Annotated in this window: 24 protein-coding genes; 12 read left to right on the top strand and 12 right to left on the bottom strand. The window is 55.6% G+C overall.

The genetic code is table 11. The features are described 5' to 3' along the window. The 4 genes from WA411_RS08830 to WA411_RS08815 all read left to right on the top strand — a co-directional run bounded on the left by WA411_RS08830 (nt 1) and on the right by WA411_RS08815 (nt 3,276). Entirely contained in the window at nt 1-507 is a 507-nt protein-coding gene (locus WA411_RS08830; protein ID WP_291906623.1) for a hypothetical protein, read from the top strand. A gap of 229 nt (nt 508-736) precedes the next feature. Further along, nucleotides 737-1,555, top strand: a complete 819-nt coding sequence (locus WA411_RS08825) for an ion transporter (protein ID WP_291906625.1) — start codon at nt 737-739, stop codon at nt 1,553-1,555. 229 nt (nt 1,556-1,784) lie between these two features. Further along, the gene (locus WA411_RS08820) at nt 1,785-2,192 is read left to right on the top strand and encodes an antitoxin Xre-like helix-turn-helix domain-containing protein (protein ID WP_291906627.1); all 408 of its coding nucleotides are present in this window, start codon (nt 1,785-1,787) and stop codon (nt 2,190-2,192) included. A gap of 706 nt (nt 2,193-2,898) precedes the next feature. Then, the gene (locus tag WA411_RS08815) at nt 2,899-3,276 is read left to right on the top strand and encodes a multicopper oxidase domain-containing protein (protein ID WP_069184690.1); all 378 of its coding nucleotides are present in this window, start codon (nt 2,899-2,901) and stop codon (nt 3,274-3,276) included. A 55-nt stretch (nt 3,277-3,331) separates the two neighbouring features. Here WA411_RS08815 and sorU read toward each other — a convergent pair whose 3' ends face one another. From sorU to WA411_RS08785, 6 genes are all read right to left on the bottom strand, one after another. Further along, the gene (gene sorU / locus WA411_RS08810; protein ID WP_069184689.1) at nt 3,332-3,646 is read right to left on the bottom strand and encodes a SorU family sulfite dehydrogenase c-type cytochrome subunit; all 315 of its coding nucleotides are present in this window, start codon (nt 3,644-3,646) and stop codon (nt 3,332-3,334) included. Between the two features lie 66 nt (nt 3,647-3,712). After that, nucleotides 3,713-4,942: a SorT family sulfite dehydrogenase catalytic subunit gene (sorT, locus tag WA411_RS08805; protein ID WP_083231865.1), complete on the bottom strand. Its 1,230-nt coding sequence runs from the start codon at nt 4,940-4,942 to the stop codon at nt 3,713-3,715. 114 nt (nt 4,943-5,056) lie between these two features. After that, nucleotides 5,057-5,902, bottom strand: a complete 846-nt coding sequence (locus WA411_RS08800; RefSeq protein ID WP_069184688.1) for an anti-sigma factor family protein — start codon at nt 5,900-5,902, stop codon at nt 5,057-5,059. Next, entirely contained in the window at nt 5,895-6,479 is a 585-nt protein-coding gene (locus tag WA411_RS08795) for an RNA polymerase sigma factor (protein ID WP_141697240.1), read from the bottom strand. The genes WA411_RS08800 and WA411_RS08795 overlap by 8 nt, the downstream gene beginning before the upstream one ends. Before the next feature lie 82 nt (nt 6,480-6,561). Then, nucleotides 6,562-8,019, bottom strand: a complete 1,458-nt coding sequence (locus WA411_RS08790; RefSeq protein ID WP_291906635.1) for a cytochrome D1 domain-containing protein — start codon at nt 8,017-8,019, stop codon at nt 6,562-6,564. A 746-nt stretch (nt 8,020-8,765) separates the two neighbouring features. Further along, complete coding sequence (locus WA411_RS08785; protein WP_069184684.1) at nt 8,766-9,758, bottom strand: YeiH family protein; 993 nt, start codon at nt 9,756-9,758, stop codon at nt 8,766-8,768. 745 nt (nt 9,759-10,503) lie between these two features. On the opposite strand from WA411_RS08785, the gene WA411_RS08780 reads away from it, so the two are divergent. Next, nucleotides 10,504-10,755: a methyl-accepting chemotaxis protein gene (locus tag WA411_RS08780; RefSeq protein ID WP_069184683.1), complete on the top strand. Its 252-nt coding sequence runs from the start codon at nt 10,504-10,506 to the stop codon at nt 10,753-10,755. Between the two features lie 291 nt (nt 10,756-11,046). On the opposite strand, the gene WA411_RS08775 is transcribed toward WA411_RS08780, so the two are convergent. Then, complete coding sequence (locus WA411_RS08775; protein WP_008175593.1) at nt 11,047-11,472, bottom strand: MerR family transcriptional regulator; 426 nt, start codon at nt 11,470-11,472, stop codon at nt 11,047-11,049. 74 nt (nt 11,473-11,546) lie between these two features. Between WA411_RS08775 and merT the strand changes: the two genes are divergently transcribed. Genes merT through merB form a run of 5 tightly spaced genes read left to right on the top strand, consistent with a single transcriptional unit; the run spans nt 11,547 to nt 14,507 of the window. Beyond that, a complete protein-coding gene (gene merT, locus WA411_RS08770; RefSeq protein ID WP_008175596.1) occupies nt 11,547-11,897 on the top strand; it encodes a mercuric ion transporter MerT in 351 nt (116 codons plus the stop codon). A gap of 13 nt (nt 11,898-11,910) precedes the next feature. Further along, on the top strand, nt 11,911-12,207 hold the full coding sequence (gene merP / locus WA411_RS08765; protein ID WP_008175598.1) for a mercury resistance system periplasmic binding protein MerP: 297 nt from the start codon (nt 11,911-11,913) through the stop codon (nt 12,205-12,207). Between the two features lie 2 nt (nt 12,208-12,209). Then, complete coding sequence (gene merF / locus WA411_RS08760) at nt 12,210-12,449, top strand: mercury resistance system transport protein MerF (protein WP_008175600.1); 240 nt, start codon at nt 12,210-12,212, stop codon at nt 12,447-12,449. Between the two features lie 5 nt (nt 12,450-12,454). Then, nucleotides 12,455-13,858 (top strand): mercury(II) reductase, encoded by a 1,404-nt coding sequence (merA, locus tag WA411_RS08755; RefSeq protein ID WP_008175602.1) that lies wholly within the window; start codon nt 12,455-12,457, stop codon nt 13,856-13,858. A 13-nt stretch (nt 13,859-13,871) separates the two neighbouring features. Beyond that, nucleotides 13,872-14,507, top strand: a complete 636-nt coding sequence (gene merB, locus WA411_RS08750; protein WP_008175605.1) for an organomercurial lyase MerB — start codon at nt 13,872-13,874, stop codon at nt 14,505-14,507. A 409-nt stretch (nt 14,508-14,916) separates the two neighbouring features. Here merB and WA411_RS08745 read toward each other — a convergent pair whose 3' ends face one another. Then, nucleotides 14,917-15,612 carry a hypothetical protein gene (locus WA411_RS08745; protein WP_153740613.1) on the bottom strand — a complete coding sequence of 232 codons (696 nt, stop codon included), beginning with the start codon at nt 15,610-15,612 and terminating at the stop codon, nt 14,917-14,919. 15 nt (nt 15,613-15,627) lie between these two features. Then, nucleotides 15,628-16,362 (bottom strand): HupE/UreJ family protein, encoded by a 735-nt coding sequence (locus WA411_RS08740; protein ID WP_248237236.1) that lies wholly within the window; start codon nt 16,360-16,362, stop codon nt 15,628-15,630. Between the two features lie 512 nt (nt 16,363-16,874). Between WA411_RS08740 and WA411_RS08735 the strand changes: the two genes are divergently transcribed. Next, on the top strand, nt 16,875-17,153 hold the full coding sequence (locus WA411_RS08735; protein WP_153740610.1) for a metal-sensing transcriptional repressor: 279 nt from the start codon (nt 16,875-16,877) through the stop codon (nt 17,151-17,153). 31 nt (nt 17,154-17,184) lie between these two features. Here WA411_RS08735 and dmeF read toward each other — a convergent pair whose 3' ends face one another. Further along, nucleotides 17,185-18,114 (bottom strand): CDF family Co(II)/Ni(II) efflux transporter DmeF, encoded by a 930-nt coding sequence (gene dmeF, locus WA411_RS08730; RefSeq protein ID WP_153740609.1) that lies wholly within the window; start codon nt 18,112-18,114, stop codon nt 17,185-17,187. A 150-nt stretch (nt 18,115-18,264) separates the two neighbouring features. Between dmeF and WA411_RS08725 the strand changes: the two genes are divergently transcribed. Continuing rightward, nucleotides 18,265-19,575, top strand: a complete 1,311-nt coding sequence (locus tag WA411_RS08725; protein WP_153740621.1) for an MFS transporter — start codon at nt 18,265-18,267, stop codon at nt 19,573-19,575. A gap of 255 nt (nt 19,576-19,830) precedes the next feature. Here the strand turns inward: WA411_RS08725 and WA411_RS08720 are convergent, their stop codons facing one another. Both WA411_RS08720 and WA411_RS08715 read right to left on the bottom strand, forming a co-directional pair. After that, nucleotides 19,831-20,097 carry an EAL domain-containing protein gene (locus WA411_RS08720; protein WP_081496573.1) on the bottom strand — a complete coding sequence of 89 codons (267 nt, stop codon included), beginning with the start codon at nt 20,095-20,097 and terminating at the stop codon, nt 19,831-19,833. Nucleotides 20,098-20,230: 133 nt separating this feature from the next. Further along, entirely contained in the window at nt 20,231-21,334 is a 1,104-nt protein-coding gene (locus WA411_RS08715; RefSeq protein WP_291906648.1) for an NAD(P)/FAD-dependent oxidoreductase, read from the bottom strand. Nucleotides 21,335-21,398 lie beyond the last annotated feature (64 nt).

Raw genomic sequence — 21,398 nt, 5'->3', positions numbered from 1 at the left:
ATGGGGTATCTGAAAGATCGTTTAGAGAAAGCAGCTAAAGAAACAGGGGAAAATCCCCCTAGCTGGGTATCGGAAAAAAACGCCAGCGGGGCGGCATGGAAATGTGTTGAGGAGTTAAGACGCGAAAAGGAACTCTTTATAAGACGCCACCGAACAAGCACCGATTTCTCAATTAAGAAACACTATCAAATTAAAGGTTCTGAGGTAGCAAGGACGCTGGGAATGAATCGATCCGCCCTGATGAACACCTCAAGTTTTTCAGGCGATCTAGCACAGTACATTGAGGCAGTTAACTCAGAACTGGAAAAGGCAAAAAACGAAAAGCTGAAACGGGCTCACAGTCCTACGCCAGGCGGAATGCATCGGAGCAAGAAAGAGGATTTGATTGAACGAGTCCGGTTAGCCGAACATCGTTATGATGAGCTGAAAATGCGGCTCGAAGAGCCGCTGAATGAAATATATGACGAGCTTCCTCTCCCGATAAAAAAGAAACTAGGGATTGCCTGAGCAATAATGAGTAATGGCTGAACGAGTTGATATCGGCCATTGGCACATTGCAATACCTTGAACAAAGTACTGTTTAGGCAATTTTGTAGAAAGTTCTTTTGCACGTGGCGGTCAATTCCCATATTGCCGGATCTAAGGGTCTGCGAGCCACGGCGCCGCAAAGCCGCGAAAGACGATGAAGTGCGAGTAGAATCACAGACCTCCTGCATTTCCGAAGAGAATTAATCAAATGGAATCAAATGCATACTCTCAGTCTCTTGTTTTTTCCAAGTTGCGAAGCATTGAGGCGAGCCCAATTTTTCAGGGCGTAGTTATCGCAATCATTGTGCTATCGGCTCTAACTATTGGCGCTAAAACCTACGACCTACCTCCGATATTCGAGAAATCGTTGACGTTTTTTGACAATGCAATCACAGTATTTTTTTTGTTAGAAATTTTGTTCCGATTTTCCGCCTGCCCAGTAAAACGTCGTTTCTTTCTCGATGGCTGGAATATTTTCGACACTCTCGTGGTCATTGGTAGCCTCGTCCCCTTGGATAACTCAGAAGCGATTCTGCTAGGGAGACTACTCCGAATATTCCGAGTGTTGCGGCTAGTCTCTGTCGTCCCGGAACTAAGATTTTTGATTAATTCACTGCTCAAAGCTATTCCCCGCATGGGATACATCGCCCTGCTGATGTTCATCATATTTTACATCTATGCCGCAATGGGCTCGATGCTCTTCGCTAACGTGGACGAGTTTCTCTGGGGTGATTTATCCATTGCGATGCTCACGCTCTTCCGGGTGGCAACCTTTGAGGATTGGACAGATATAATGTATCAGACGATGGAATTCTATCCGCTGAGCTGGATCTATTATTTGACGTTTATCTTCTTAACTGCATTTGTATTCCTGAACATGATGATCGGTGCCATTCTGGAAGTAATGAGCGAGGAACAAAACGCCAAACAGGCTCAGGACGCTCATGATGAAAGAGATGAAATTACTCGTCAGCTACGAAAGGTGCAGGATCAACTAAAAGAGTTGACAGAGAAAATTGGGCGGTAGCGGATGAGCCATGGACCTGCCCCAGTGCAGTCGACACTCCTAGCCTAGGTACCAGCTATGCATGACCCCGTTACAGTACCGCTCATTGTCAGAAAAATCCGGCTCTAATTGCTGCTTCAGACGACCCGAAAGAGCGTGTTTTCGGACTGGGACCGCACTTAAAAATGTGCACATATGGGCAAATCTTTTCTAAAATGTTTATTCGAAGTCATATGAGGGTACTTTCCCAATGGCCCAACAGAACGAGAGACAACCCGAAACCTCCGATGCCGAGGCTCTGCGCGGGCATGTTGCCCTCAAAGGCTTCTTCAACATCTGCCATGAGTGGGGTTGCTCCCAAGAAGAGATGACGCAAATGCTCGGCGGTTTCTCCAGGACCACGCTTTCCAAGTACCAGAAGCTCCCCCACATCCAGCTCTCTCGGGACACGTTGGAGCGCATCAGCTACATCATGGGGATCTACAAGTCACTGAGAGTGATGTACCCATCGGCGGAGCGTGCCAATCGCCGGGTTCGGCTGCCAACCAGTGAAGTCCCTTTCTCTGGGTCATCCGCCCTGGACTTCATGGCCCGGGGTTCGATGAAGCATCTGATGCAGGCCAGACGTTACTTCGATGCGAAACGGGGTTGGACGTGAGGCCTACCCCGTAACTGGTCCTTCCCGAGTGGCGGGCACACCACATCACCTCCTGCCATTTCCCACCGATCGACCTCTTTGAGCGGATCTACGACACGCCGGAGGCGAAGGTCTCAGGTTCGAATTCTGACGGGCGGGCCATTAACTCGGCAAATCAGCGAGTTATCATCACAATAACCCCCTAGCCTAAATCACTCTCAGCTGAGCAATTTGAAAACCTCCTATGCCATCAGTGACCATCGCACAGCAAGATTAAAAATAGGAATTTTTCTCGATTATTGCGCCTGTGCCCAAATGGCGCCTTGGCAGTGCCCAGTCATTGTAGGCGGATATATCACCACCCATTAACGTGATCTTTGGACGGTTTCCGGCCCACCATCTCTGTGGCACACCTACCCTGCTATATTTGAGCAAACAAAATCGATCAGTAATTTTAGGTTTGGTCGCAAAGCGAACATTCGGAATGGCCTTCAATGCCGCCCAATTTGCCTCCGTTTGAGGCTCGGGGTTGTCGTGTTTAGTGGGGGAAGTCCAGACTGGATGGTGGGTCAAGGTTTGTTGAAGGATTTATCAAGGAAATGTCAAATCCCAAACTTAGGCTTTGACATGGGGTAAATATCCACACACCCTGAACGGCTGAGCAATGAACTGGCCGACCTGCCACGCCCGGACACGATCACAGCCCCCCCGATTGTTCCGGCTTGGCATGAAATTGATGCAAGGCTTTACCATCAAAGGTCGTCAGTTTGAAGGTGCGACGGTGGCCGATGGCGAAGTTGTTTTGTTGGGCGAAAGCGAGGTTTGTGAGTTCTTCAACAACACCATGATACCGAATCCCATGCATGTCCGTGGATTGCAGTTCAGGGTGCTAAGCCGACGCTACGCCGATGCACTAGCTGCCGGGCAGTTGGCGGCCGGCATCGTGGATTCAGGGCTGCACGACACCGTGCTGGTGCTGCCCGGAGAGAGGGTCCGGATTGCGCTGACCTTCACCGACTTCCCGGGACTCTATCCTTACCATTGTCACAATATGGAGCACGAGGACAATGGCATGATGCGCTATTACGAGGTGCACAAGGTCTAGGCAACTCAGCAGGGTTGGGTGAACTCCGGGACCGGCACGGCGGTCCCTCCTGCGTTTATTTCCCGGTTACGGATTCAACGTAGTGAGCAACGGCCTCGATCTGTTGCTCCGACAGCGAATCACCGAACGCTGGCATGATCCCCACGCCACTCTTTACCGCATTGCGGACCTGCTCCGCAGAGGGTTTGAGCTCGTCCAGATTGGGGCCAATTTCGCCAACCGATCCTGCATCGTTCAGTGCGTGACAGATGGTGCAGGAGGGTTGAGCCTGCTCGGTGAACACCTTCTTGCCCAGTTCGAGTTGTTCATCCGCCATCACGGTGGCAGACGCAGAGACAAGTACAGCGAATAACAGTGTACGTAGTGACATGGAAAATCCTGGTTCGGTCAAAGAAACGGGCGGCCCGGCGGGCGAACCGCCACAAGGTTCATGCATTTATGAAACGGTGACGGTCACGCCATGGTCTTTCCAACTGGTGTTGCCGTATCCGCGCTCGTTTTCCGTGCGTGTGGGCGGCTGGGTATTGCCCTCGGTGTCGGTTGCGCGGCTGACAATCCGGTGATCGCCGGCGCTCAGATCCATCGACACCACAAACGGCCGCCAGGCATAACGCCCCATGTCGGGCCCAAGGAAGCGGGCGGTCTTCCAGGTTTCGCCACCGTCGGCTGACACCTCCACCTTGCTGACAGCATTCATGCCGCCGAAGGCAACGCCGTACACCAGGTTTTTGCCCTGGCTGGCGGTGGTCAGGGGGGCGGTAACCCAGGATTTGACCGGCATCTCCCACATGGACGGCTGATCGGGTGCTCCTTTCTCGCCAATGGGACGAATGCGATAGCCGGAGGCCTGAATCTTGGCGTCCGACTGGCCCTCGGTGAACGCCACCCGATCCACGTATTTCACGTTGTTGACCCCGAAATAGCCGGGCACAACCATGCGCAAAGGGCCGCCGTGGGCCAGGGGCATGGGCTCATCATTCATGTCCCAGGCCAGCAGGGCCTGATCCAGAGCCTTCAGGGGAATGGACCGTTCCACCATAATGGTTTTCGGGTCCAGCCCGGCAGGCAGGCTCTCGCCGCCCGTGCTGGTGATGTAATTCATCCCGGGTTTCACGCCGCCCAGTTTTGCGACAACCTCCCGTAATGGCACACCGGTCCAGATCAGGCAACCGGCCGCACCTGTGCCCCACTGGGTGCCCCCCGGCCCGTGCTGATAGTAGGCCCGCCCGTTTCCTGAACACTGAAGCACCGTGGTCACAGTTTCCACGCCGATTTTTTTAAGGTCGCCAAGGGTCAGGGACTGGGGGCCATTCACGCCTTCAAAAGTCACTTTCCAGGCATCGCGGTCAGCAACGATATCGGCATTCGGGGCTGGCAGATTGTTGCGCACGTACAATTTGTCACTGTCAGTGACCACACCACTGCCAATCGCTCCCCGTTCGGTTTCGATGGTGTTGGCACTGTGAACGATGACGTCATTGGCGTTTTTCCAGCGAACGTAGTCCGGCAGCGTTTTGGGCTCTGCGGCTTTGGCCAGCGGGCTGAGCCCCAGCAGACTGACGGACGCCATGGCACCGGCGGAGCCCAATAAAAGGCGCCGACGGCTCATTTGGATTGACTCTGCCGGAGACTGGGAGGCAATGGCGGGCGAATCATTGATCGACATGGTATTTCCCTCATTGTTGATCACTCCGGACTGGTTCCGGTTTTGTTGTTGGGCTGATTGCGAATGCATGAGTTAAGTGTAGGGATTGATTAGAAAATAACCACCGAGGTCGGTTCAGGAAGCACTCATCGCTGACTTGTCGATGGGTGGCACATTGCCCGATGGCGCCACAACCAGTAAGCCCGATGCCCGCATCGGCAACCCAATAACTTCCAGCTCGTTGTCACGGGTTCGAAAATCACCGGCACGGGCCACGGCCTGTCGCACGTCCGGATTCCGGAAAAACACGCGCTCCGATATTTGGTACTGAACGATCAGGCTGTTGCCCAGCCGCACGGCGTAGGCCTCGGCGGGCTCGCCACCTACTCTGGTTGTCCAACGGGCCAGAACGCGGCCATTGGCCCACTGCATGGGCGGCGACAGGTCGGCGTCGTCAGACGGCGTGCGCAGATCGTTGCCCACCACCCGCTGATAATCGGCCAGCACGTCGTTGACCATGGGAATCTGACTGGCCACCGCCATCTGATTGGGATCTTCGGGCGTCAGGCTGGGTACCAGAAGCATCGCCGCCAGCACCATGGCCACCGCCCAGCCGCCGCCTCCGATGACAGCCGATGGGCTCAGGCGGGTCAACCAGTGTTTCAGGCCTTCCAGAGGCTTCTGACCGACCGGGCGCCTGTCGCTGGTCTGGACGCTGGCAAGGGTATCGTCGAGGCGCTTGGCAAATGCGGGGGACAATCTGGGCGCGGGTATCTCTTGTAGTCGTTCAGAAAGCATCCGCTGGCGTTCGGCATCGTGTCGGCAGGCCTCACAGCCAGCAAGGTGAGCTTCAACCAGAGTGATGTGATGCTCATCCAGCTCGCCATCGGCATAGCCCGCCAGCCAGTCCTGAATCTGGTGGTGCAGGTCAGACCACTGATGGGATTCCGAAGAGGGGGTGATAGAGGGCTTATCACTCATGGGGGGTCACCCTTGTGTGCGTGTTGTCACTGGCAGCCGGATTGTCGGATGCCACCTTGATCAATCGCTCGGCCAGCAGGCGACGGCCTCGTGACAGGCGGCTCATCACCGTGCCTGGCGCCAGGTCCAGAATCTGCGCAATGTCCTGATAGCTCAGATCTTCAAAGTCCCTCAACAGAACCACCTGCCGGAAGTTGTCCGGCAGGTCGCGAACGGCGGCCATCACCTGCGCATCGGTCTGATGTTTCAGTGCCTGCTCGAACGGGCCGGGAGCGGCGCAGGGGTGTTCGCTCAGCACGGCGTCTTCGGTTGTGAGTACCGGGGCCAGTTGCCGCCGCCGATTGTCCCGGCGGTAGCCATCGGCAACCACACGGTTGAGAATTCTGAGCAGCCAGGCATAGATTGCTACCTGGTCGTCCAACTGGCCAAAATCCCGCCAGGCCCGAAGCAGGGTTTCCTGAGTATAGTCTTCCGCTATTTCAGTCGAGGCGGACTGGCGTTGCGCAACACCGTACAGCCGGTAACGCCAGGGGCGTACTAGGGTGTCAAACTGCTGCTTGCTTCCGGTGCTGCGCATTTTGTGTGCCCGTTTGGAATCGGTGGACTTGTTAACCAAAGACGTCGCCTGTGTTCAGTTTATTCCCTGTCGCCACATTTTTTTACGGGTTGCCGGGAACCGCAATCCAGAACGGGAACTTGCCGTCCACGGGTTGCCGGCGAACGACCTTCAAGGATTGGCTGTCAATCACGGCAATCTGGTTATCCGCCGTGACAGAGGCGTATATGAACCGGCCGTCACGGCTGGCGCGAACGCCATGGGGGCCGACGCCCACATCGACGTTCTTGACAATTTCCAGGCTTTCGGGGTCGATCAGGGTCACGGCGGACGCGGAAATCGCCCCGGTCGCGATGTATTTCCCGCCGGGCACCACGTCGATGCCGCCATGCCCACTGCCCACCTTGAAGGTTTTCAGCATGGTTTCACTGGCCAGGTCCATCACGCCCACGTTGCCCGTAAAGTCGCGCAGCCACAGCCGTTGGCCGTTGGCGCTGATGTCAACGTTGTGAGGCGTCTCAAGCCCCGGCGTCGGAATCTGATGCTGTTTTTCCAGGGTTTGCATGTTCACGACTGCCAGAGCGCCTTCGCCCTGCAAAGTGACGTAGGCAAATTTGCCGTCGGCGCTGTAGATGAGATTGTGGGGTACCTTGCCCACCGGAATTATCTTCACCAGTTCGAGGGTGTTCATGTCGATCACTGCAACGTCGCCCTGGGTCGGCGCAACCGCAAGGCCATAGCGGCCATCCGGTGAGATCTTGACGCCCTGGGCCACCTCGCCTATCGCCACACTGGCCATGACGTCGCCATTGGCCGTATCCAGAACATAGACATTACCGGTTTTAAAACCAGACACCATCAGGCGAGAGCCATCCGGGCTCAGAGCATCGTAGTGCGCCCCTGCCACGCCAGGCCAGGCCTGTTTTGACGGTAAGGCTCTTACAATACCGCTGTTCTGGACGGCCACATAAAGCGGATCGCGGATGGCGTTCTCCAGGCTCAGCTCTGGGGCCGACCGGGCGGTTGGACCTTCCCGGGATGGCGCTACTGACTGACCCAGCACCGCCTGTCGCAACTGGTACACGTCCTTGCCGGACAGGTTCTGGCCCGCAATCGCCTTGATCTCCTCAGCGGTGTAGGGCTGAAACTCTCCCGCAAGACGCTGCTCGTTACCAAAGGCTGTCAACACGTAGTTCAGCACATCCGCGATCTGCTGGTTCGTGAGGGCACCGCCCCAGGCGGGCATGTTGCCGTTGTACGCCGTGCCCCCCACTTCGATGGACCCCGTCAAACCGTATTGCAGCACGTGGCCAAGATACTGGCGGCCACCAATGCCGTCGGTGGCGTTGTACAGTTCAGCGGTGTGGTTTTTCTGGGGCGGAAACGAGCCCGGTATGCCCTGGCCCTGTGCCTGATGGCAGGCCGCACACTGCTGGCTGTAAACCTTGGCCCCGCGCTCGAAGCGGGTGGATTCAGCCGCATTGGCAGACAAGCTGATACCGATTGCCGTTCCGGCAACAGCGATGAAGGATAGAACGTATTGGCCGATGGTTGGATGCATGCTGAAAGCCCCGAACGCTGAATGAAAGCCGACCGCCTCCATGCTGTGGCAACGCGATGCCAAGATCGAGCCGGTCGGATAAGAACTCAGGGGCCAAGGGCGTTGCCGGGCCGGAATTTATTCCCGACGTAGGTTTGGAACCTGTTCAGATCATGGGCCCCTGCAGACCGTTACGGGCAAGATGCAGTGCGATGGCAGCCATCATGGCACCGAACCAAATCACGGACGCAGTGCTGGCAACTGCAAAAAAGCCACCAGGCTGCCACGAATCACATTGAAAAAGGCTACAACGGCCAACCCCGACGGGCCAGAAACTGTTGAATCATTTACATTAGGTTCAGTCAGGAAGATGTGCTGATGGATCTGGTGATTGAGGATCAGGACGTGGGCCTTCGCCGGAGTTTCGGGACCACTTCTTCGCAGACGGTATCAGCCTGGACTCGCTGAGCCGCGCACCCGCCATCGTTTACGGCCCAAACGACCAGTTACAGCATCGGTTCATGGACAGCTTTGGGTATCACGGCGGTTTTCGCTATCACCTGTGCCCGTCCTCGCAGGGATTTGTCCAGTTTGCACTGGCCGGAGTGGGTTACGGCATGATTGCAGAAAATCAGGCCCTGAGTGTTCCGCTGTATTGGCATTTCTGGCGACACAGCGGCCACACCATTCAGTTTCTGACAACCCGGCTTGAGCGATTTTTTAACAGAGCGTCGTAATACCCACCCCGGGCGATTGCGTCCAGCATTTCAGGCCAGTGCAATCATCGGAGTCACCGCAAGCCCGCCACCGATCAGCAGTACAAACAACATCAGTGCCAGAGCAAAAGGCTTGATCCCCAGGGCGCGAAGCTTCGACATGCGCGTTTCATAACCCAGCGCTGCCATAGCCATGGTAAGTGCGATCTGGCCCGTCAGCGTCAGGCTTTCGTGCAAGGCTTCCGGCAGCGTGACAACGCTGTTAAACAGCGCCACCGCCACAAAACCGAACGCGAACCAGGGAACGGTCAGTTTACCGACGGATTGGGTGCCATCCTGTCTGGTTGCGTGGCGATTGAGCCACCATCTGCCCACCAGCAGCAGGAACGGTACCAACAGCATCACGCGTACCAGCTTGACGACAACCGCGTTCGCCAGCGCCTCTGGGCCAATTGCATTGCCGGCCGCAACCACTTGAGCGACCTCGTGCACGGTGGCACCGATGTAAATGCCATACAGGCCCTGATCCCAGCCGATCATCGAAAACAACACGGGCTCCACCACCATGGCCAGGCTACCGAACAATACAACCGTTGCCACTGCCATGGACGTAGTGGCAGGCCGCGCCCGAATCGTGGCTTCCGTTGCCAGAATGGCCGCCGCCCCGCATATGGCGCTTCCCGCACTGGTCAGCAGGGCAGTCTCCGGGTCCAGCTTGAACCAGCGGGTGCCCAGTTGGTAGCCAACAAACAAAACAGTGACAATGACCAACAGATCCAGAACCACAATGCGCGGCCCCAACGCAAAGACCTGCTGCATGGTGACGGAAAATCCGAACAGCACAATGCCTGTGCGCAACAGCCAGCGGGTCGAAAATTTCAGTCCGGCCTCAACGGATTGGCTTTTCCATGGCATGGGAAGATTCCCGACGATGACCCCCAGCACCAGAGCAAACACCAGCGGGCTGACGCGGTCGCCTGTCAGCGCGGTGAGCAAAAAACCACCGATGGTGAATAGAACACATAACCCAAGACCTTTGTACATAACGCTTTCCTTTATTATCTAATGGAATTACGTTATGCCTTAAATTGTTATCTGTAAAATGAATAAAAAAGGAGATATAAATCGAATATGTAGATTAGTGGTGTTTAATCCGCTGCTATTGTCTCGTGCGCCTTACCTTTTAACCTGTAGTTTGATAAGCTCCGCGCCCGCTGTCGGTGGGCAATTCCGACCCGTTTTCCCGCGTTTTACTCTCGTTGTCACCGCAAGTTGTGTTCGTAACCTGCCTTTTCGTTGATAAAGAGAACCCGCTGACACCCTTCCTGTTTTGACGAGTGCACTGGAAACTCAACTATGGTTAACAAACTCAAAGCCGACTGGCTTTCCAACATCCGAGGCGATTTACTGGCCGGCATCGTGGTTGCACTGGTTCTGGAGCGCTAAACAGCAACTTCTGGGGCTGGTTCAGCCTGGACATCAGGGCCGAGTTTTTGATCGAGACTTTCTGCGGGTCTGGGACACACGTTCTGCATTGAGTAACGGTTAAGGACTTTATGTTGCGACGGTTGGCCAGCAAGCAAGAAATCGCTAGCAGCTCGTGCCGGAATCCCTGCCGCGTTTTAATCAGACCCGCGAGAGCCTCGTTCGAACTCTTGAAGTAGCGCGTTGGGCCATCAAAGTTTCAGAGGTGTATTATCCAGACGCGTTAAGTGGTTCCTTGAGGACAAACGATGTGTCTTATGATGGAGCTATAAACGTCGTTGCACTTTCCACCGAGTGTCATTGAATGGGGTGGAGTCCGATCATAGCCGAGCAGACAAACCTTCTTGTCCTTAATGCCTCCATCGAAGCACTCCGCGCTGGCGAGCAGCGCCGAGGCTTTTCCGTCATTGCCGATGAGGTTCGAACCCCGGCCCAGCGCAATCAGAGATCTACTGAAGAATTGGCATTGACTGCTGAAGCCGAGATCCATGGAGTAGTCGAGGCGACAACAAACATTGTCGACGGCATCCGCAATTCATTTAAAGGTTTTCGCTGAGATCTCAAGAACCATGCAGGAAAGTTCAAGGTCTGGAGCCGCTTTTGAATATACGTTCTGATTGACGAGAGCAAAACTTCCTCCAGCGATACCAATGATTGTTGCGTATTCGTCTATCTTTAATGTTCGCTTTTGTTTAGCTGGGTCTAGAGTAAGCCCTGGTCGCAAAGCGAACGTTTAGATTTGGCGTAGGCTCGGGGATAAGCGGCGACGTATGATGCCGACCGGATCGGCCCCCTTGCTGGTTGCCATAACCGACCCCGGCAGAGAAGTTGGCTCTCGTAGATAAGCTCACGACGTGTTTTCCTCTACGCCCTTATAAAGAGACGTAATGAGCGGGCACTTCACGTCACCCTGCTCAGTGCAACATGCCTGCACCAGCCCCTCCAGCGTTCGCTCGATACGCCGCAGACTTGAAATTTTCTCACGCACCTTGGCGAGCTTCTGTCCGCCCAGTACCCGTGCTTCATCGCAATGGGTGCCGTCTTGCAGTGTTAGCAGTCCTCCGATTTCATCCAGGCTGAAGCCCAACCATTGGGCCGTTCGAATGAACTGAAGACGCGCCAACGCCTGATCGTCGTAATGGCGGATGCTTCCATAGGGTTTGTCAGGCTCTGCCACCAGTCCCCGGCGCTGGTAATAGCGGATGGTTTCCACTCCAATATTGGCGGCCTTGGCCAGGGCGCCAATGGTCATTGAACGTGGTTTCTTGGACATAGGGGGTTGATTCCGTAGCTGACTACGGGAGTAACCTTATCTCAGTCATCCATCTCATGAAAGGAGCCAACGTAATGTCTGAGCCCAAATCCGGTCGCGGTTCGCTGATCGCAGGGGGCGTTGCCGCCGTCCTGGCATCCGCCTGCTGTCTTGGTCCCCTGGTTTTAATCGCGTTAGGAGTTTCAGGCGCCTGGATCGGCAATCTGGCCGCCCTGGAACCCTATCGGCCCTGGTTCATCGGTGCGGCACTGGTGGCCATGGTGTTTGCCTGGCGCCGGATATACCGGCCTGCACAGGATTGCCAGCCGGGCGATGTTTGCGCGGTGCCGCAAGTACGCACAACCTACAAGGTTGTTTTCTGGATTGTCGCGCTGCTCATTCTGACTGCGCTGGCGTTCCCTTATGTTTTACCCCTATTTTACTGAGAGGCATAGCACCATGAAAAAATCACTGATCGCCACAGCGTTATTCCTGTTCGTTAGCCTGCCGGCCCTGGCAGCACCACAAACCGTCACCCTGTCAGTCCCTGGCATGACCTGTTCGGCCTGCCCGATCACCGTCAAGGCCGCTCTCAACCGGGTGGAGGGCGTGACCTCTGTGGATGTTCGTTATGAAGAACGCGATGCGACGGTCACCTTCGACGACGAGAAAACGACCGTTGAGGCACTGACGCAAGCCACCACCAACGCCGGCTATCCGTCCACGCTGAAACAATCTCAGGCAAAACAGGAGTAACCATGGCAAACCCCAAAACCCTGTTGCGGGTGAGCGTCATCGGCACGGTGCTGGTCGCCCTGTGCTGCTTTACCCCAATACTGGTGGTTTTGCTGGGAACCTTAGGCCTGGCAGCCCTCACCGGCTATCTCGACTACGTGCTTTTGCCCGCACTGGTCTTTTTTATTGGCCTGACCTGCTATGCCGTCTGGCGTAAAAAGAAACACGACGCCTGCTGCGACAGCCCTTCAACCAAGGAGTAACGTTTATGAGTGACAACAACCTGCACATTGCGGTGATTGGCAGCGGTGGCAGTGCCATGGCTGCGGCCCTGAAAGCGACGGAGCGCGGTGCCCGGGTGACGCTGATTGAGCGCGGCACCATCGGCGGAACCTGCGTCAACATTGGTTGCGTACCGTCCAAAATCATGATCCGGTCGGCGCATATCGCCCACCTTCGCCGGGAAAGCCCGTTTGACGACGGACTGAGTGCCCAGGCACCGGTGGTGGATCGTTCAGCCCTTCTGGCTCAGCAACAGGCCCGGGTGGAGGAGCTGCGCGAGTCCAAGTACCAGAGCATTCTCAATGACAATGCCGCGATTACCGTCCTCAAGGGCGAGGCGCGGTTCGTGGACGAGCGCACACTGACGGTTACGCTCAACGACGGCGGCGAGCAGACGGTGCACTTCGACCGGGCCTTTATCGGCACCGGTGCCCGGCCCGCCGAACCGCCTGTTCCGGGGCTATCCGAGACGCCCTATCTCACGTCCACCAGTGCGCTGGAGCTGGATCACATTCCCGAGCGCCTCGTTGTGATTGGTGCCTCGGTGGTGGCCATCGAGCTGGCTCAGGCCTTTGCCCGCCTTGGCAGTCGGGTCACCATTCTGGCCCGCAGCCGGGTGCTGTCTCAGGAAGACCCGGCGGTGGGTGAAGCCGTGGAAGCGGCCTTCCGTCGCGAGGGCATCGAGGTGCTCAAGCAGACCCAGGCCAGTGAGATTACCCACAATGGCCGGGTGTTCACCCTCCAAACCAACGCCGGCACCCTGGAGGCGGAGCAACTGCTGGTGGCCAGTGGCCGCACACCCAATACCGAGAACCTGAACCTGGAGGCCGTCGGCGTGGCTACCGAGCGCGGCGCGATCCGGATCGACAACCACCTGCAAACGACCGCGTCCGGCATTTATGCAGCCGGGGACTGCACCGATCAACCCCAGTTCGTCTACGTGGCTGCCGCCGGTGGTAGTCGGGCCGCCATTAACATGACCGGCGGTGACGCCAGCCTCGACCTCAGCGCCATGCCCGAGGTGATCTTTACCGATCCACAAGTGGCCACCGTCGGTCTGTCCGAGGCGGAGGCCCAGGCTCAGGGATACGACACCGACAGCCGCACCCTGACCCTCGATAACGTGCCCCGGGCCCTGGTTAACTTCGATACCGGGGGCTTCATCAAGATGGTCGCTGAGCGTGGCAGCGGACGATTGCTGGGTGTCCAGTCCGTCGCGGGCGAAGCCGGTGAGCTGATCCAGACGGCCGTCATGGCGCTGCGTGCGCGTATGACCGTGAACGACATTGCCGATGAGCTGTTCCCGTACCTGACCATGGTGGAGGGGCTCAAGCTCTGTGCCCAAACCTTCACCAAGGACGTGAAGCAATTGTCGTGCTGTGCGGGATAAGACGGTGCCGCCAATGTATAACATGGATGAGATCGTGGAACGGCTGGGTCTGACCGGCGAAAGGGAAGCCGCGCTTCATGTGACGCTGTTGCGCGAGCTTGCCCTGGGACAACCGGTCACTGTTGAGCGGCTCGCGAAGTCGCTCAACTGGACGACTGATGAGGCAGAGTTGGTGCTGGAAAAACTGCCCTGCGGGACCATCGAGTACGACGGCCAGGGACGGCTGATCGGCTCCGGCATCACACTGCGAGAAACCCCGCATGCATTTGTCATCAACGATCGGCCCCTTTACACCTGGTGTGCACTGGATGCCTTGATGTTTCCAACCGTTATTGGCGAACGGGCGCAGGTGCAATCGCGTTGCCCGCAGACGAACAACCCGATCAACATGACGATTACGCCACAGAGAGTGGTTTCGCTTGAGCCGGAGGACGCGGTCGTCTCTTTAGTGTCGGTGGCCGCATCGGGAGACATTCGAAGTGCGTTTTGTTGCGATGTCCTTTTCTTTGCCTCTCGACAGGCCGGGGAGGCCTGGGGGCGAGATAAACCAAGCGCGCAGCTGGTGACTGTGCAGGAAGGTTTCGAACTGGGACAGCGGATTGCGCACCTTATGCTCGACAGAGCAAGGCGTTACCAACATGACCTTTAATACCTGAATGTTCGATACCAATCTTGAACGTAGGTCAGCACCCAGGAGCTAGGCCATGTCATTTCCAAAGCGTTCCGTCGCTGCACCCTGTCTGTGCATCAAATCAGGAATTATCTGGACATGCGATTGGTGTATTCCTGTGGTGCCTCACCCGAACAACCGGACATGCACCCATTACACTGGCGATCGACGTGCATCGAATGTTCGCTTCTGTTTAGGTGCTTCTGGTCGCAAAGCGAACATTCAGACGCACCTTATTGCGACCACATTCCTAGCCTCCCACGGCGCTCGGTACAAGCTTGGAAGTTAACCCTGCGGATGAGTCCCCAAGCACCATTTAGCTGCTGAAAAGACATCCAGCCCCGTGAGCACGCGGGGCTGGATGTTGCTACGTTTATCTAATGGTTAATCACAACATTTTCTTCAACTGACCGTAGTCTCCTCCAGTACGCAGTACCAGAGTGATGTCGTTGTCGTTCCGATTTCTGAAGAACCAGCCGTGATTGCCGGTAAAGGCTGCTTCCAACTCGCCCTCGTCTTCAGGCACGCCCCGGCCTTTTTCGTAGGAAATTGACTGACCACTTCCATCACCATGGGTATCGAAGTTGATCGGGCCACCCTCTGATACCCAGGAGAATCGGGCTGTAGCGCCTTCCTCCATAGTAAGTTTGAACTCTGTGCCTTCTCCCGGTGTGAGAACCACGCGCACTTCATCCTGCCACTGCGGTTCCACAACTTCTGGTGCAGGCGCAGGTTCTGGCTCGGCAGGTGCAACCTCTGCTTCAGGTGAGGGAGCTGGCTCCTCAACGGCTTCAGCCACGACAGGCTCTTTGACTTCCGGGGCCTCTCGCTCAGTTGAGGATTGAACAGCAACCATCTGAGCAGCCTCGTCAGCAGCAGCCTCTTCGGCGAGCTGCTCCTTGATTTCGCCCATTTCAGTCAGGCCCAAAAGGCGACCTGCGCCGGTTGGGTCCAGGGCATACTCGGCGGGCATGACCACGGTTACAAGCAGAACCAACGCCACAATTGCCGCAATGATGGTTGATCGAACCAGCTTGGCAGTGCTGGGCAGTTCTTCACGGTTGGGAATATCGGTGTTGTACATAAAAAATCTCCAGAATCAGGCGACGAAGTAACCGGTGAGCTGATAGGCAAAGAGCAGAAAACCTGCACTCATCATGGCCACGTTGGCGGTGTAGGCATGGCGGAAAAATCCGTCGGTTTTTCGCCAGAAGCTGATGACAATCAGGATCATGGCCAGGGCGATCAATTGTCCGATTTCCACGCCCACATTGAAGGCGAGGAGGTTCGGAATCAGGCCGTCCTGTGAGATGTCGTATTCGATGATCTTGGTGGACAGACCAAAGCCATGGAAGAACCCGAAAATCAACGTGGCGGCTTTGGTGTTGGGCTGGAAACCAAACCACCGCTGATAGGCACCGATGTTGTCCAGTGCCTTGTAGACGATGGACAGACCGATAATCGCATCAATGATGTAACTATTGATGCCCACGTTGAAGTAAACCCCCAGCAGCATCGTGGTGGAATGCCCCAAGGCAAACAGGCTCACGTAGATCGCGATGTGCTTCATCTGGTAGAGGAAGAAAATGACACCCAGCAGGAACAGCAGGTGGTCATATCCGGTGACCATGTGTTTGGCCCCCAGATAGATGAACGAAATAAGGTTTATCCCGGTAATTTCCTGGATGTACCCCTTGTCGCCCTGGGCGACGGCATGAGCGAGTACATCGGTACTCAGACCCAGCAAGCCCAAAGTTAGAAATATCCAGAGTAGACGATTGCCTGTGCCCGTTGAGGACACACCACGGCATCGGCCAGGCAAGCTTGACAACATAAAGACTCCAATCGAATTTGTTTTCTCGGGCCGCGTAAGCGGCAAGAATCAAGTGGAAAGGGAGGCTTTTGGAGGGCGTTCAAGCCGATAACGCAAACTGCGGGGAGAACCTCCGGCAAAGGGTACGGGCTGCCGGAGAACGGTCAGGCTTTGGGAAACAAACGGAACCCTGAGGTGGTCCACGGTCTCGTGGGTATGATTGCCAGCATCATGATGCATTGATGATGTCTCTGGCTCTTTGTCAAAATCGTGGGTGTGTCCATGCGCACCATGATTGGCTGGATGGCCGTCAGACTGCGATTCCCACTCGCCTGCCAAGTTGGCCACACCGTGAGAGAATGACTCGCCAATCACCGACAGTGACAGGCCCGCCAATGCCAAGAGCATGACGAGCGTCGGAAGCAGTTTTCTCTGGTGAATGGCCGAAATCATCAATCTAATGCGTCGAGTCTGTGGTTGGATTTCAACGAAAACAGAGGATACCATCCCCCCATGGGGGATAGGAATTAAACATGGTAAATGATCACACGCATCAATCTCACCCGAACATTATCAAACGTCTTAAGCGGGCTAACGGCCATCTGGAAAGCGTGATTGGCATGATTGATCAGGGAAAACCCTGCCTGGAACTGGCCCAGCAACTTCACGCCGTGGAAAAGGCCATTCAACAGGCCAAACGCGTGCTAGTACAGGACCACATTGAGCATTGCCTCGACGATGCTATCGGGCCGCTGGAGCCAGACCAGCAGCGGCGTGTCGATGAATTCAAGGCAATTGCCCGGTATCTCTGACCTGATTGCTTTTCAACCTGCGCTCTCCCCGTTAATCACACCGGAGAGGCTCCACCGTCACGTGAACCAGGGACTGGCAGTGTGCCTGAATGCGCTCCTTATAGACTGTAGGCGACTCGGGCTGATGCGAGACCACTGAGACAATAGCCGCATGAATGTTTGGGCCTATCGCCCACACATGCAGATCACTGACTTTGGCATCGTCGTCTTCGACGGCCTGTTTAACAGCTTCCTCCATGTCCTGATGTTGCTCGTCGAGGAGGACCTTTGAGGTGTCTTTCAGCAGATGCCAGGACCAACGGGTTACCAGAATCGCACCGATAATCCCCATCATCGGGTCCATCCAGTTCCACCCGGCATATTTACCCGCCAGAAGAGCAACAATAGCAAGGACTGACGTCAGCGCATCCGCAAGTACATGCAGGTAAGCGGCCCGGCGGTTGTGGTCATGGTGATGATGGTGGTGACCGTGATCATGGCCGTGACTGTGACCATGATCATGGCCTGCATCCCCCAGTATCCAAGCTGACACCCCGTTGACCACCAGGCCAATTATGGCCACAAAAATAGCCCCATCGAAAGAAATGGCGACGGGCTGGATAAAACGCCCCACGCTCTCGATGACCATGTAGAGCGCAAAGGCAGCCAGCAGGATTGCACCGGTAAAGCCACCCAGCGCGTTGACCTTTCCTGTTCCGAAAGAGAAACGGTCGTTGCCCGCGTTTTTCCTGGCATACGCGTAGGCGAAGGCCGCAATGCCCAGAGCCACTGCGTGGGACCCCATATGCAGGCCATCGGCCAGCAACGCCATGGAGCCATAAACGATTCCGGCCAGAATTTCCCAGACCATCATCGCCAGTGTCAGGCCCACCACGATGAGTGTGCGGGTTTCGCCAGAGCGCTTCTGATCCTGACCAAACACGTGATTATGTTGCCAATGGTCGAGTCGTTCATGGTGCATAACAGTGTTCCCGGCAAGACTGATGGTTGGTAGACCTGTAGGCAAAATCTCACTTTTGACCTATCCCCCCTGGGGGGATAGCATGGAATGCTACTGGAGTCAGATTTCTACCACAACCTTTCTGCTTCTTATGCTGTCACTGGTGAAGCCATGCTTGAGATTCTGAAGCACCGAACCTATCGCCATTTGTTTCTGGCCCAGGTCGTTGCATTGCTGGGTACGGGGCTGGCTACGGTGGCCTTGAGTCTGCTGGCATTCGATCTGGCCGGAGACGAGGCGGGACAGGTGCTCGGCACCGCCATGGCTATCAAGATGGTCGCTTATGTCTTGCTAGCCCCCCTGGCATCAGCTCTGGCGGAGAACATACCCCGTCGTGCTCTGCTGGTCTCTCTGGATGTGATTCGAGCGGCGACGGCGCTGGCTTTGCCTTTCGTCACCGAAGTGTGGGAAGTGTACGTGCTAATCGCGGTCCTTCAGTCCGCCTCGGCGGCCTTTACACCAACCTTCCAGTCTACGATTCCGGAGACTCTTCCAAATGAAGACGATTACACCAAGGCGCTGTCGCTTTCCCGATTGGCTTACGATCTGGAAAACCTCATCAGCCCTGCGCTCGCGGCGTTGATTCTGCTTGCCACCAGCTGGCAGGCATTGTTCTCGGGCACGGTAATCGGTTTTATCGCATCAGCCTTGCTGGTGGTGTCCGTTGCTTTGCCCTCCGGGGCCAAATCAGAAAAACGTCGCGGCGTTTATGATCGCGCACGGGCCGGATTCAGAATTTTCATGGCAACTCCTCGCCTGCGCGGGGTGATGTCACTGAACCTAGTTGTCAGTCTTGCGGGAGCCATGGTGATCGTGAATACGGTTGTCCTGGTGCAGGGACAATTCGGCCTTACCGACCAGCATACGGCTATGGCTTTTGCCGCGTTTGGTGGCGGTTCCATGTTGGCGGCATTGGCGTTGCCAGCTTTATTGAAACGCTGGCAGGACCGGCAAGTCATGCTCACAGGAGGTGGGATTCTGGTTGCCGGGTTGGTTCTTGCGCTGCCGGTAGGCTCTCTGGAATGGCTGTTACCCGTTTGGGCATGGCTAGGCGTTGGTTTTTCCACCGTTCAAACGCCCATAGGCAGGGTCCTTACGCGGTCGTCGCATGCTGAAGATAGGCCAGCTCTGTTCGCTGCCCAGTTCTCTTTATCGCATGCCGGATGGCTGATCGCGTATCCATTAGCTGGTTGGCTGGGCTCTTCTGCGGGAATGACCATCACTCTATTGATACTTCTGGGGTTTGCTCTCGGCGGGCTGATCCTTGCCGTGAAGTTATGGCCATCTGTTGATCCGTCAGAACGTTCGCACCACCACGACGATCTTCCAAGTGACCACCCTCATATCGCAAGTGATTTCAACTCCAGTGTCCACAGTCACAACTACGTCATTGATAGCTTGCATCCCAAATGGCCAGATTGAGTTTTGCAGTCACCGCTTAGAAAACTTCAATGGCCGCCACCTCTGGAATGGGGGGGGGGAATGCAGGGGCGTTTCTTAGGCAACTCGGGGGAATTAAATCCAGAAATTTGGGATGCTGCGAACGTTCGCTTTTGTTTAGCTGAGCCCGGAGTGCGCCCAGGGGTCGCAAAGCGAACGTTCAGATGGTGCGATAACGCCGGCGCACACTAAGCGTTCGGTGATCCCAAATTGATTCGATGACCACCATCGGGCCAATTAAACCCAGTCAGTAACTTGTAGGTACTCCTCGCACCTTTTGACTGAGAGCGGCTTAGCATATAGATAGCCTTGTCCCGCATCACAGCCAAGGATTCGGAGATGGTTTTCTTGCTCTTTGGTCTCAATTCCCTCGGCCAGTACATCGAGTCCTAGGCTATGTCCCATCTGAATAATCGCTTTGGCAATTGCTCCACTTTCCTGGTCGTTAGGTAAGCCCCGGGTGAATGACTGGTCACTGTGGCCATCACAGCTGGGCTGGGCGATTCTGTATCTCCTGCTCTACAGCAGAGCTTGTGGGAGGGCCAGAATCCCCCTGCAGCTGGATATGCTCAGTCACGAGGCTCGACACATAGAAATCTCAGAGATGAGAATGAGTTGCATCCCATCTCGCTTACACTTACCCGGAGAGAGCTTTAGATAGCTTGGCTTGCCGGGTGGGAAGATTGACCGTTTCAGCTGCGATCATCCGGTCTCCGGAAAAGAGCCAGAATTCACAGGCATTGTCACTCTCTGTGGGACGCCGCTGAATTCGGTCGTATCCAGTGGCGATTCCAATACACTGGACTTTCATGCCGTTGAGATCTGACCAAAAACGAGGAGGAGAGGCAGGCGGAGACGGTTTACCACAAATATGAGCCGCCGCAATTTGTGCTTGAAGCATGGCATTGTGAATAGTTTCTATTCGGATGGGTGTATTGGTGGAAACGTTGACGGCTTTAGCGCAATCTCCGATCGCAAATATGTCAGGGTCAGAGCTACGCATGCCGCTGTCTACTATAATACCACCGTCGCAATCCAGGTTTGCGTCTTGCGCAAGTTCAGCATTGGGGATGGCTCCTATACCGATAACAACGACGTCTGCGGGTTTCGTAGTGCCGTCGGACAAACGGATACCGGAAACTCGGTCTCCCTCAGTGAGAATCTGGTTGACGCTAGCATTGAAGTAGAACATTACGCCGGCGGAGGCCATGCGGTTTCTGACAAAATTACTTGTTAATGGTGACGCTACTCGACACATCGCTCGGCTGTTGGCCTCAAACACAGAGACTTGTTTTCCCTGTAGATTGGCAGCGGAGGCGACTTCAAGCCCGATAACACCCGCGCCGAGAATGGCCACCTTCTCGCATTCCGGGGCTAACAGGGCATTACGTAATGCGGCGGAGTGGTCAAGATTCCTGAGATAGAAAACATTTTTTGCGCTCTCACCAGGTAAATCAATAGGACGTGGCCTCGCTCCTGTTGCCAAAATCAGCGTGTCGTATTTAATTTTCCTGCCGCCTTGAATCACTACTTGCTTTGCCGATCGTTCAAGCGCTATTACTTTACCGCCTTGTTCAAATTCAACTTTGTTGTCCCGAAAGAAATTAGGAGAACGGATCGGAGTTGGCGAGGGCAACTCATCTGAGGTCAAATAGGCTTTGGACAACGGGGGACGCTGGTAAGGCAGCGTGTTTTCCTCGCCCAAAATGGTAATCGTTCCGTCGAATCTGTCAATGGCCATTTATTTTGACCCACCTTTGGCCAATAAAATTGACCCACCTTTCATAGTCTAGCTTGTAACTTTC

Origin of the sequence: Marinobacter sp. CH_CUG1437-1 (genome assembly GCF_037029655.1) — a bacterium.
GTDB lineage: Bacteria > Pseudomonadota > Gammaproteobacteria > Pseudomonadales > Oleiphilaceae > Marinobacter > Marinobacter salsuginis.
The sequence above is the reverse complement of the archived record's forward strand: the minus strand, read 5'-3'. Positions and strand labels throughout refer to the sequence as shown.